Origin of the sequence: Mycobacterium kyorinense (assembly GCF_002101735.1) — a bacterium.
Classification (GTDB): Bacteria; Actinomycetota; Actinomycetes; order Mycobacteriales; family Mycobacteriaceae; genus Mycobacterium; species Mycobacterium kyorinense.
On record NZ_LQPE01000176.1, the window covers coordinates 68,973 to 80,651 of the forward strand.

Below are 11,679 nucleotides of genomic sequence, written 5' to 3' on the forward strand. Positions count from 1 at the left end.
GCGGCGGCGGCGCGGTCACAGGCGGCTCACGCCCTGTTTGCGGGCCCGCTCCATCAATTCGGCGATCCGCAGCGCCTTGGACTCGTCGGGCGTCGGGGCGCTGCCGCCCAGCCGGCGGGGCACCCAGAACGCGCCTTCGGGATGCGGGTACTCGTCCTGCACCCGGTACAGCATCGACTTCATCGTGTCGCGCAGCCGGGCATTGAGCTCGTCGGCGCTGCCCCGCGGTTGCAGCGGCGCGCCCGCGGCGACCGTGATCGGGACCTTGTTGCGAAACAGGCGTGGCGGGTGGTCTTTCGGCCAGATCCGCTGTGCGCCCCAGACGATCATCGGGATGATCGGGACCTGCGCCTCCAGCGCCAGGCGGGCCGCGCCGGTTTTGAACGGCCGCAGCTCGAAGCTGCGGCTGATCGTCGCCTCCGGGTGTAACCCGACGAGTTCGCCGCGCTTCAGCTCGCGCACCGCCACCGCGTAGGCGTCGGATCCGTGGCTGCGGTCCACCGGAATGAGCTTGGCGTGCTTGATCACGTAGTTGACCGCCCGCACGTCCTGCATCTCGGCCTTGATCATGAACCGCAGCCGGCGTCGCCGTCGGTATGCGGCCAACGACGCCGGCAGCCAGTCGACATAGCTGGTGTGGTTGAGCGCCACCAGCGCGCCGCCGCGCTCGGGAATGTTCTCCAGGCCCTGGTAGGTGATCTTGGTGCCGTTCACCGCAACCAGTGGCGGGACGACGATCTCCATCATGCGGAAGAACGGTTCTGCCATCTCATGCTCCTGTTACGGCTCGGGCTCTGCCCGGTTGCGGGCACGCGCGGCCCGTTCGGCCTCCTCGAGAACTTTGGCCTCCGCCAGGGTAGGCGCGCCACCGCCGAGCCGACGCGGCACCCAGAAGACGCCCGGCGGATGTGGATAGTCCTCCTGCACCCGGTGCAGCAACGCGGTCATCTCGTCGTGCAACTGGGCTTCGAGCTGTTCGACGTCGCCGCGCGGCGCAAGCGGCGCACCGGCAGCGACCGTGATCGGGATCTTCTTGCGGCCGAGGTTTCGCGGGTGGTCCTTGGTCCAGATGCGGTGCGCGCCCCAGACGATCAACGGAACGATCGGCACCTGCGCCTCCAGCGCCAGGCGGGCGGCGCCGGTTTTGAATTCCTTGAGCTCGAAGCTTCGGCTGATCGTCGCCTCGGGATAGACGCCGACCATCTCCCCCTCGCGCAGCCGCTGCAGCGCCACCGCGTACGCGTCCCGCCCTGCTGCGCGGTTCACCGGGATCGTCTTGGTGTGCCGGATCAGGAAGTCGACCACCTTCACCTGCTGCATCTCGGCCTTGATCATGTAGCGGATCCGGCGGCCGCGGCGATGCAGGGCCAGGCCGGCGGGCAAAAAGTCGACGTAGCTGGTGTGGTTGATCGCGATGACGGCCCCGCCGCTGACCGGAATGTTCTCCAGGCCCTCGAAGGAGATCGGGCTGCCGACGGCCTTGATGACCGCTTTGGCAGTGATCTCGAGCGCGCGGAATACCGGTTCCATACAGCTACCCCGGCGCTGCCTTAAGGTTCGGGGCGGAGTCGGGCCGCCCGGGCGGCGGCTCGCCGGGTGGCTTCCTCGGCGTCCAGCCGGGCGGCCTCGGCCAGCGACGGGGCGCCGCCGCCGAGGCGGTGCGGAACCCAGAACTCGCCGGCCGGATGCGGTCCGTACGCGTCTTGCACCCGCTCCAGCAAATGCTGCATCCGGGAATGCAGCAATTTCGTCAACTCCGGTGCGGCCAGGGTGGGCTGGATGGGCTCGCCGACCGCCACCGCGATCAGCACCTTGGGACGAAGCAGCTTCTTCGGATGGTCTTTGGTCCAGATGCGCTGGGCGCCCCACACGATGTGCGGGATGATCGGCACGCCGGCCGCGATGGCCATCCGGGCAGCGCCGGACTTGAGGTCTTTGATCTCGAAGCTTCGGCTGATCGTCGCCTCCGGGTACACCCCGACCAGTTCACCCGCCTTGAGGGCGGCGACCGCGGCCTCGAACGAGGCAGCGCCGCTTTCCCGGTCCACCGGGATGTGCCGGCAGCCGCGCATGATCGGGCCGGAAACCTTGTGGTCGAACACTTCCTGCTTGGCCATGAACCGCACCTTGCGGCCGAGACCCTGCTTGTAGGCGGGTAGCCCGGCGAAGGTGAAGTCGAAGTAGCTGGTGTGGTTGATCGCGATGACGGCTCCGCCGGTCTCGGGCAGGTGCTCCACCCCGCTGACAGTGAATCGCAAACCCTGCAATCGCCACGTCAGCCGGGCAAGCTGAATGACCGTCCCGTACACCGGTTCCACGCCGTCAACCCTAATATTTTCGGTTGCGGCCGCGCCCACTGCTGCAAAAAGATGTTCCACCGTGACCGTTCCCGCGACCCCGCTGCCCGTGCCCGCCGTGGTCCGCCGCATCGCGGACGGCAGATCGGTCCACCCGGTCTGGGTCAACGAGTTGGGCGGTGTCACGTTCCGGGTGGGCGACGACTTCGTGAAGGTCTCCCCCACCGACGTGGTCGGCGAGGCTCGGCGGCTGCGGTGGGCGCGGCGGTATGTGCAGGTGCCGGAGGTGCTCGGCGTCGGCGACGCCTGGTTGCACACCCGCGGGCTGCCGGGCCGCTCCGCGGTGGATCCGCGCTGGCTATCCGAAGCGGCGGCGGCGATACGGGCGATCGCGACGGGTCTGCGGATGCTGCACGACCAATTGCCCACGCGGTCATGCCCATTCGACTGGTCGGCGGGCAGCCGGCTGGCGCTGCGAGCAGCCGAGCAGCGCGCCGCCCTGGGTGAGCCGCCGTCCGTGGACAAGTTGGTGGTCTGTCACGGCGACGCGTGCGCCCCCAACACCCTGATCGACGACGACGGCCGCTGCTGCGGGCACGTCGACCTCGGTGACCTCGGCGTGGCTGACCGGTGGGCCGACCTGGCGGTGGCCACCCTGTCGCTGCAATGGAACTATCCGGGCCGGTGCTGGGACGACGAGTTCTTCGCCGCCTACGGCGTCGACCCGGACCCACTGCGCATCGACTATTACCGGCGGCTGTGGAGCAGCGACAACGATCGCCGCTAGGCTGTCGCCCGATGCAGGTCACCAGTGTCGGCCACGCCGGCTTCCGGATCGAGACCCGGGCGGGCAGCATTCTGTGCGACCCGTGGGTCAACCCTGCCTACTTCGCCTCGTGGTTCCCGTTCCCCGACAACAGCGGCCTGGACTGGGACGCGCTGGGCGATTGCGACTATCTCTACGTCTCGCACCTGCACAAGGACCACTTCGACGCCAGGCTGCTCGCCAAGCACGTCAACAAGGACGCCGTGGTGCTGCTACCGGAGTATCCGGTGCCGGACTTGCGGAATGAGTTGGAAAAGCTGGACTTTCACCGGTTCTTCGAGACCGCTGACTCGCAGGTGCACCGGGTCGGCGGGCCGAAGGGCGACCTCGACATCATGATCATCGCCCTGCGGGCACCGGCCGACGGACCGATCGGCGACTCGGCGCTGGTGGTCTCCGACGGCCAGACGACGGTGTTCAACATGAACGACGCCCGGCCCGTCGACCTCGACGTGCTGCATTCGGCGTTCGGCCACGTCGACGTGCACATGCTGCAGTACTCCGGCGCGATCTGGTACCCGATGGTCTACGACATGCCGGCGCGGGCCAAGGAGGCGTTCGGCAGCCAGAAGCGGCAACGCCAGATGGACCGCGCCCGCCAGTACATCGCGCAGGTCGGCGCCACCTGGGTGATCCCGTCAGCCGGGCCGCCGTGCTTTTTGGATCCCGAACTGCGCCACCTCAACGACGACCACGGTGATCCGGCCAACATCTTCCCCGACCAGATGGTATTCCTCGACCAGATGCGGGCGCACGGGCACGACCGCGGGCTGCTGATGATGCCCGGATCGACTGCGGAATTCTCTGGTACACAATTGAATTCGCTACGCCATCCGCTGCCCACCGACCAAGTCGAGGCGATCTTCACCACCGCCAAAGCCGACTACATCGCCGACTACGCGGGGCGGATGGCCCCGGTGCTGGCGGCGGAGAAGGCCCGCTGGGCGCCGGCCGCCGGGGAGTCGCTGCTGGAACCGCTGCGCACGGCGTTCGAGCCGATCATGTCGGCCAGCGACGAGATCTGCGACGGCATCGGCTATCCCGTCGAACTGCGGCTCGGCCCGCAAACCGTCGTGCTCGACTTTCCGAAACGTACTGTGCGCGAGCCGATTCCGGACGAGAAGTTCCGCTACGGCTTCGAGATCCCGCCGGAATTGGTGCGCACCGTGCTGCGCGACGACGAACCCGACTGGGTCAACACCATCTTCTTGTCCACCCGGTTCAAGGCGTGGCGGGTCGGCGGCTACAACGAGTACCTGTACACCTTCTTCAAATGCCTGACCGACGAGCGCATCGCCTACGCCGACGGCTGGTTCGCCGAAACCCACGACGACACCGCGTCGATCACGCTGGAAGGCTGGCAGATGCAGCGCCGCTGCCCGCATCTGAAGGCCGACCTGTCGAAGTTCGGTGTGGTGGAAGGCAACACGCTGACTTGCAACCTGCACGGTTGGCAATGGAATCTGGAGAACGGTCGCTGCCTCACCGCGCGCGGTCACGAACTTCGGTGTTCGCGGCTGTGAGCGCCCCGCAGCATTACGACGACGGCCTGGTCCAGTTGGATCGGGAGGCAATCACCTTGCGCCGCTACCACTTTCCGTCGGGCACCTCGAAGGTCATCGCGCTGAGCACGGTGCGGGGATACAAGGCCGAGCCGCTGGGCCTGTTCATGCACCGGTTCCGGATCTGGGGCAGCTCGGATTTACGGCGCTGGTTGCCGCTGGACGTGCGCCGGCCGTTCAAGTCGACGTTGATCACGCTCGACGTGCCGGGCACCCGACCCAGCCCCGCGTTCACCCCGGAGCACCCCGAAGAGTTCACCGCGCTGCTCGACGAGCTGCTGGACAAGCGCTAGCGGCCCACGTCCGCCAGCGCTTGATGGGCGGCGTTATAGCCCGGGATGAACGTGATCCCCGGCCCGCCGTGACATCCCGCACTACCGAGGTAGAGCCCCTCCATCGGGATAGGCTGCCCGAGAAACCCTTTCGGGCCGGGCCGGTTGGGGCCGATTTGGTCGGGGTTCAGCAGCCCATGGCAGTAATCGCCGCCGGGCGCGCTGAACATCGTGCCCATGTGCTTGGGCGTAAAGGTGGTGTGCCGGATGATGCTGCGCTCGAAATTTGGTGCCAGCCTGGTGATCTTGTCGATCACCCGCTGGCCCATTTCAACCTTGGCCCGGCCGTAATCGACCCCGCCCTCGATCGGGAACCACAACGCGAAGGCCGACGCGGCGTGCTTGCCGTCCGGCGCCAGGTCCGGGTCGTTCTGCGACGGGATCTGTAGCACCACCGTCGGGTCGGCCGGCACGACTCCGCGGCGGCAATCCTGCCACTGCTGCTGGACTTCCTCCGGCGTACAGAACAATCCGATCGACGCCTGCATGGCGGGGTCACTGAGCGCCTGGTAGGGCGCCGCGAAGGCCGGGGGCTCCTCGAGCGCGAAGTGCATCTGCAGGTAACTGCCGCGGTGGTCGACGCGGCCGTAGCGTTCCCGGATATCGGCAGGCAACGCGGCGGGATCGACCAACTCGTTCAGCGTGAGGTCGGGCGCGATGCCGGAGACGACGACAGGCGCGGTCACCGTGTCGCCGGCCTCGGTGCGCACGCCGCGTACCCGGCCGTCGGCGACAAGGATTTCGGCCACCTTGGTGCGCAACCGGACTTCGCCGCCGTCGCTCTCCAGTTGCTTGCACAGATGCGCTGTCAGCGCGCCGATGCCGCCGCGCAGCTTTTTCATCTGCATCGTGTCGCCGTCGGGAACGCCGAGCCCGAAGGCGAGCGCGGCTGCGCTGCCCGGGGTGGCAGGCCCGCGGTAAAGGGTGTTGACGGCCAGCACGGTCATCGAGCCGCGCAGCGCGCCGTGTTTCTCGCGGTCGGGCAGATAGCGGTCCAGCACGTCGGTAACCGAGCCGAACAACATCTCATTGATCGCAGCGCGTTCGAATTCGTTTGTGGCACAGGCATACATCTCGTCGAGCGACTTGGGCGGCGCGCCGGCGTCGAACCGGCCCAGCGCGCGGGTGGGTGCCTGGCTCCAGGCCATCAGCCCCGCCATGCCGTTCACAGCGTCGGCGCCGTGGACCTCGCCCAGATGGGTGAACAGCTTGATCGGGTCGCTGTATTGGACCAGCGGCTCGTCGCCGACGCCGCGCACCGCCACCGACATGACGTCGAGGTCGACGGTGGGCAGGTTGCCCAGTCCCAACTCGTTGGCGACCACCGGCGCCGTGGGGAACTGCACCGACCCGGCGATCTCGAAGTGGTAGCCGTCGAACAACTCGACCGTCGACGCCATGCCACCGGCATACAGCTTCGATTCCAGGCACACGGTGCGCAGTCCGGCGCGCTGCAGGATCACCGCCGCGGCCAATCCGTTGTGCCCGGCACCAATCACGATCGCGTCGTAGTCGGTCATCGGTTCCGCCTTTCCTGCCCTGCTGCGCAGGCTGACACGGATCCAATGTTTTGTCAATTGTGACGAAACTAGGCGGAGGTGGGGCCGTTTCGCAACGACTCCAGGGCCGCGTGACACATCCGGGCGAGCTCGCCCAGCGATCGATCGTCGCCGAGCATCCAGAACTCCATCGCGCCGAACACCGCGGCGGCGATGCAGCGGGCGGTCACCATCGCGTGCAACCGCGCATCCGCTGTCATGTCCGCGGTGCAGCTACGTCGGTGCAGCTGCTCCTGGATGGCGTCGGCGAAGTCGGCCTGGACCTCCTGCATGTGGCGGACGATGCGGCCGGGGTCGAGTTCGCCGCCCCGCAGGGCGGCGACTTTGGTCACGGCCTCAACGTCGTAGGGAAACGAGAAGATGGCGGTTTGGACGGACTCGATGATCGGCTCGTCGGCAGGTCTGGCATCCAGTGCGGCGCGAAACCACTTCAACCCGGTGTAATCGGCAAACAACAGATCGTGTTTGGAGGTGAAGTGCCGATAGAACGTCCGCAGCGATACTCCGGCGTCCGCCGCGATCTGCTCGGCCGACGTATCTTCGACGCCCTGGGCCAGGAATCGCACCTGCGCGGCCTGGATCAGTGCCTCGCGGGTGCGTTCGCTGCGCGCCGTCCGCGCGGGTCTGGCCATGCCAGTACGGTACCTCGCTAAGTTTCGTCAATCTTGACAAAAGTGCGAGCGGTGCCGAGACTGCCGACATGGTCTCACTTCTGGTGCACGCAATCCTGGGGCTGACGGTGATCGGATGGATCGTCGCGTCGAATCCACAGGTCTTCTCGCGGCCGTCCCGCGGGCCCGCCTTTTCGGCGCTCGAATGCGCGTACTACGCCGTCGGCGTGGCGTCGATCGCGCTCGGCTGGTATTTCAACATCCGGTTCGTACGTGAGTACGCCACCGCGTCGGGCAATCCCCTTTGGGGACCGGGCAGTTGGTCGGACTACATCCGGTTGATGTTCACCAATCCCGCAGCAAGCTCAGCCAGCCAGGACTACACGATCATCAATGTCGTTCTGCTGCCACTGTTTACCATCGTCGACGGTTACCGGCGCGGACTGCGCCGGCCGTGGCTGTACTTCGTGTCCAGCTTGTTCACCAGCTGCGCCTTCGCGCTCGCGTTCTACTTCGCCACCGCCGAGCGGCAGCGCCGGCAGGCGCAGTCGCGCGAAACCGTGCACACCTAGGCCGGTTTGGTGGCCCGCCATTTTTGCCGGCCGCCCCTGACCTCGGTATGGACGTCGGTGAATCCGGCGGCGCGCAGCCGCCCGGGCAGGTCCTTCGGCGCGATCGGGTTGTAGGTGTCCGCGACGTGGATCAGACGGAAGGGCAGGGAAGGCACGCCGTCGCTGCCGGCGAACACCCCGCCGGGCTGCAGCACCCGGAACGCCTCGGCGAAGAGCTGGTCCTGCAACTCGGCGCTGGGCACGTGGTGCAGCATCGTAAAGCACACCACCGAGGTGAAATGATCTGCGGGCAGCCCGGTTTCGGCACCGCTGGCGTGGATGATACGCGCCCGCTCGCCGTAGCGGCGCTGCAGGCGGTCGGCCATCGCGCCGTCGACTTCGACCGCGGTGAGCGAGGCTGCGCGGTCCAGCAGGGCGCGCAGCGTCGCCCCGTATCCGGGGCCGATTTCCAAAGTGCGCGCGCCCAGTTCGACGTCGCGCAGCGCCCACGGCAACAGCTGGTCGGCCACCGCCTTTTCCCAACCCGCCGAGCTGCACCGGTGCCGGTGTAAGAGATTCATCGCCATACCGGAAACGCTAGGCGGGTCCGTGCACTGCGGGCTTCCGATATCCTGCCGGGTTATGTCGGAAATCAGCCACCAGGGGCTGGTGACCTCGTCGCAGACGCTGCCGCCGGGAGCGCGGATCGAACGGCACCGCCATCGGCAACATCAGATCGTCTACCCGTCCTCAGGCGCGGTCTCGGTGACCACCCCGGCGGGAACGTGGATCACCCCGGCCAATCGGGCCATCTGGATACCGGCGGGCTGCTGGCATGAACACAAGTTCCACGGCCACACGCAGTTTCACGGCGTCGCGCTGGACCCCCGCCGCTACCGCCGCGGACCTGACACGCCGACCGTGCTGGCCGTCAGCCCGTTGATGCGTGAGCTGATCATCGCGTGTTCGCAGGCCGACGGCACCGACACCGACGAGCACCACCGGATGCTGGCCGTGCTGCACGACCAACTGCAAGCCACCAGTGTCCGAGAGCCCCTGTGGATTCCCACTCCGATCGACGACCGGCTGCGGCGAGCGTGCGCGCTGATCACCGACAATCTGCGCGAGCCGTTGACGCTGCGGCAGATCGGCGAGCGGGTCGGCGTGGGCCAGCGCACGCTGAGCCGTCTGTTCCGCGACGAGCTGGCCATGACGTTTCCGCAGTGGCGCACCCAGGTGCGCCTGCACCACGCGTTGGTGCTGCTCGCCGAGCACCAAAACGTCACTTCTGTTGCACTGCAATGTGGTTGGGCCACACCGAGCGCCTTCATCGACACCTACCGGCGGGCCTTCGGGCATACCCCCGGCAAGGCGATCTAGCCGACGGGCTCGAGCAGTTCGGTGCCCACGAACGGCACCAGTGCGTCGGGGACCCGCACGGTGCCGTCGGGCCGCTGGTGGTTTTCCAAGATGGCGACCAGCCAGCGGGTGGTGGCCAGGGTGCCGTTGAGGGTGGCGGCGATCTGCGGCTTGCCGTTCTCGTCGCGGTAGCGCGTGGCCAGCCGGCGGGCCTGGAACGTGGTGCAGTTCGACGTCGAGGTCAGCTCGCGGTAGGCGCCTTGCGTCGGAATCCATGCCTCGCAGTCGAATTTGCGGGCCGCCGACGAGCCGAGATCGCCTGCGGCAACGTCGATCACGCGATACGGCACCTCGATGCGGGCCAGCATTTCGCGCTGCCAGCCGAGCAGTCGCTGATGCTCGGCCTCGGCGTCGGCGGGCATGCAGTAGACGAAGCCCTCGACCTTGTCGAACTGATGCACACGGATGATGCCGCGGGTGTCCTTGCCGTGGCTGCCGGCTTCCCGGCGAAAGCACGACGACCACCCGGCGTAGCGCAGCGGCCCGCCGGACAAGTCGAGGATCTCGTCGGCGTGATAGCCGGCCAGCGGAACCTCGGAGGTGCCCACGAGGTAGAGGTCGTCGGCGTCGAGGTGGTACACCTCCTCGGCGTGCGCGCCGAGAAACCCGGTGCCGGACATGATGTCCGGGCGCACCAGCACCGGCGGGATCATCGGGACGAAGCCGTTGTCGACGGCCAGCCGCACCGCAAGCTGCAGCAGTCCCAGCTGCAGCAGCGCGCCGCGGCCGGTCAGGAAATAGAACCGCGACCCGGACACCTTGGCACCGCGCTCCATGTCGATCAGGCCCAGCGACTCGCCGAGTTCCAAATGGTCTCTTGGGTTTTCGATCGCAGCCGGCTCGCCGACGACGTCGAGGACGGTGTAGTCGTCCTCCCCGCCGGCAGGTACCCCGTCGATGATGACGTTGGAGATCGCCATGTACGCCGCGGTGAATGCCGCCTCGGCCTCGGCCTGCTCGGCCTCGGCGGCCTTGACCCGCTCGGCCAGTTCCTTGGCCCGCTGCAGCAGCGCCGGCCGCTCGTCGGGCGATGCGGCGCCCACCTTCTTGCTGGCGGCCTTCTGCTCGGCGCGCAGCGAGTCGGCCGCCGAGATCGCGGCCCGCCGGGCGGCGTCGGCGGCCAGCAGCGTGTCGACCAGGGCGGGGTCCTCGCCGCGGCTGGTCTGGGAGCGGCGAACGGCGTCGGGGTCGTCGCGCAGCAGTTTCAGGTCGATCACGGACTTCGACCCTACTTTTGCCCGCGGCCAGGTCGCCGCCGCACCCCGGTAAGCAACATCTGCATCAAGTGTCACGGGGTGCGTCGGGCCTGTCAGAATGGAGCCAATGTTGGACGCACCCGAGCAGCACGATTCACTCGCCGAACAGCCGGAATCCCGGCTGGCGCGGTTGGGCTGGCTGCACACGTTGCATGCCACGGCGACGCGGCGCGCGTTGTTGCTGACCGCGCTGGGTGGTCTGCTGATCGCCGGGATGGTCGTCGCATTGCCGATCTCCGGCGACCGCGGGCGGCTCGCCGGCTATATCGACCCGGTGCCCAGCACCGGCGCGAAGGGCAACGACGCCTTCAACCACGCGGGCAGCGGTGACTGCCTGATGTGGCCGGATCGCACGCCGGAGGCGGCGACGATTGTCGACTGTAAAGAGGAGCACCGCTTCGAGGTCGCCGAGTCGATCGACATGCGGACCTTCCCCGGCTCGGAATACGGGCCCGATGCCGCGCCGCCGTCGGCCGCGCGCATCGAGCAGATCAGCCAGGAGCAGTGCGAATCGGCGGTGCACCGCTACCTCGGCACCAAATTCGATCCGAGCAGCAAGTTCACCATCAGCATGCTGTGGTCAGGCGACAAGGCGTGGCGGCAGCACGGCGAGCGCCGGATGCTGTGCGGCCTGCAGCTGCCCGGCGCCGGCAACCAGCAACAGGCCTTCAAGGGCAAGGTCGCCGACCTCGACCAATCGCGGGTGTGGCCGGACGGCACCTGTCTGGGCATCGACCCGTCGACCAACCAGCCCACCGACGTCCCGGTCGACTGCGTCGTGCCGCACGCGATGGAGGTCACCGGCACGGTCAACCTGATGGCGAAGTTCCCCGAGGGGCTACCCCCCGACCCCGAACAGGACGCGTTCATCAAGGAGTCCTGCACCCGGCTCACCGACGCCTACCTGGCGCCGGTCCAGTTGCGCAGCACCACGCTGACGCTGATCTACAACACCCTGTCGCTGCCCAGCTGGTCGGCCGGCAGCCGCGAAGTCGCCTGCAGCATCGGGGCAACCCTGGGCAACGGCGGCTGGGCGACGCTGCTGAACAGCGCCAAGGGGCCGCTGCTGATCAACGGCCAGCCGCCGGTTCCGCCGCCGGACATTCCGGAGGAGCGGCTCAACCTGCCGCCGATCCCGATGCCCAGCGGCGGCAGCGCCGGCAGCTCCGCGTCGTCGGCGGGATCGTCGGGCGGGTCGTCGGCGGGTGGGTCGAGTACCCCGCAACAACGGCAGGGCAACGAACACCTGCCGCAGCAGCCGGGACG

The 11,679-nt window shown here is 67.9% G+C and carries 13 protein-coding genes; 6 read left to right on the forward strand and 7 right to left on the reverse strand.

Annotation, left to right across the window (positions count from 1 at the left end):
• Positions 1-15: 15 nt before the first annotated feature.
• Genes AWC14_RS27345 through AWC14_RS27355 form a run of 3 tightly spaced genes read right to left on the reverse strand, consistent with a single transcriptional unit; the run spans position 16 to position 2,318 of the window.
• Positions 16-768, reverse strand: a complete 753-nt coding sequence (locus tag AWC14_RS27345) for a lysophospholipid acyltransferase family protein (protein ID WP_045382137.1) — start codon at positions 766-768, stop codon at positions 16-18.
• Positions 769-780: 12 nt separating this feature from the next.
• Positions 781-1,530: a lysophospholipid acyltransferase family protein gene (locus AWC14_RS27350; RefSeq protein ID WP_045382134.1), complete on the reverse strand. Its 750-nt coding sequence runs from the start codon at positions 1,528-1,530 to the stop codon at positions 781-783.
• A gap of 20 nt (positions 1,531-1,550) precedes the next feature.
• Complete coding sequence (locus AWC14_RS27355) at positions 1,551-2,318, reverse strand: lysophospholipid acyltransferase family protein (protein WP_057003308.1); 768 nt, start codon at positions 2,316-2,318, stop codon at positions 1,551-1,553.
• Between the two features lie 61 nt (positions 2,319-2,379).
• Here AWC14_RS27355 and AWC14_RS27360 point away from each other — a divergent pair, with 61 nt between their 5' ends.
• The 3 genes from AWC14_RS27360 to AWC14_RS27370 are packed head-to-tail and all read left to right on the forward strand — an operon-like array spanning position 2,380 to position 4,978.
• Complete coding sequence (locus AWC14_RS27360) at positions 2,380-3,084, forward strand: aminoglycoside phosphotransferase APH(3') (RefSeq protein ID WP_045382131.1); 705 nt, start codon at positions 2,380-2,382, stop codon at positions 3,082-3,084.
• An 11-nt stretch (positions 3,085-3,095) separates the two neighbouring features.
• On the forward strand, positions 3,096-4,646 hold the full coding sequence (locus AWC14_RS27365; protein ID WP_045382128.1) for an MBL fold metallo-hydrolase: 1,551 nt from the start codon (positions 3,096-3,098) through the stop codon (positions 4,644-4,646).
• The gene (locus tag AWC14_RS27370) at positions 4,643-4,978 is read left to right on the forward strand and encodes a hypothetical protein (RefSeq protein ID WP_045382170.1); all 336 of its coding nucleotides are present in this window, start codon (positions 4,643-4,645) and stop codon (positions 4,976-4,978) included. Before AWC14_RS27365 ends, AWC14_RS27370 begins: the two co-directional genes overlap by 4 nt.
• Here AWC14_RS27370 and AWC14_RS27375 read toward each other — a convergent pair.
• Together AWC14_RS27375 and AWC14_RS27380 are read right to left on the reverse strand one after the other, a co-directional pair.
• Positions 4,975-6,537, reverse strand: coding sequence for a phytoene desaturase family protein (locus tag AWC14_RS27375; protein ID WP_045382125.1), 1,563 nt, complete (start codon positions 6,535-6,537; stop codon positions 4,975-4,977). The genes AWC14_RS27370 and AWC14_RS27375 overlap by 4 nt on opposite strands.
• Before the next feature lie 68 nt (positions 6,538-6,605).
• Positions 6,606-7,208: a TetR/AcrR family transcriptional regulator gene (locus AWC14_RS27380; protein ID WP_045382122.1), complete on the reverse strand. Its 603-nt coding sequence runs from the start codon at positions 7,206-7,208 to the stop codon at positions 6,606-6,608.
• A gap of 68 nt (positions 7,209-7,276) precedes the next feature.
• Here AWC14_RS27380 and AWC14_RS27385 point away from each other — a divergent pair, with 68 nt between their 5' ends.
• On the forward strand, positions 7,277-7,759 hold the full coding sequence (locus AWC14_RS27385) for a DUF2834 domain-containing protein (protein WP_045382118.1): 483 nt from the start codon (positions 7,277-7,279) through the stop codon (positions 7,757-7,759).
• Here the strand turns inward: AWC14_RS27385 and AWC14_RS27390 are convergent.
• Entirely contained in the window at positions 7,756-8,325 is a 570-nt protein-coding gene (locus tag AWC14_RS27390) for a class I SAM-dependent methyltransferase (RefSeq protein ID WP_045382115.1), read from the reverse strand. The genes AWC14_RS27385 and AWC14_RS27390 overlap by 4 nt on opposite strands.
• A 55-nt stretch (positions 8,326-8,380) precedes the next feature.
• Here AWC14_RS27390 and AWC14_RS27395 point away from each other — a divergent pair, with 55 nt between their 5' ends.
• Positions 8,381-9,118 carry an AraC family transcriptional regulator gene (locus tag AWC14_RS27395; protein WP_045382112.1) on the forward strand — a complete coding sequence of 246 codons (738 nt, stop codon included), beginning with the start codon at positions 8,381-8,383 and terminating at the stop codon, positions 9,116-9,118.
• Here the strand turns inward: AWC14_RS27395 and serS are convergent.
• On the reverse strand, positions 9,115-10,374 hold the full coding sequence (gene serS / locus AWC14_RS27400; protein ID WP_057003307.1) for a serine--tRNA ligase: 1,260 nt from the start codon (positions 10,372-10,374) through the stop codon (positions 9,115-9,117). The genes AWC14_RS27395 and serS overlap by 4 nt on opposite strands.
• Before the next feature lie 97 nt (positions 10,375-10,471).
• Here serS and AWC14_RS27405 point away from each other — a divergent pair.
• Positions 10,472-11,679: septum formation family protein (locus AWC14_RS27405; RefSeq protein ID WP_085241538.1), on the forward strand; the 1,208-nt coding region annotated here is incomplete at its 3' end.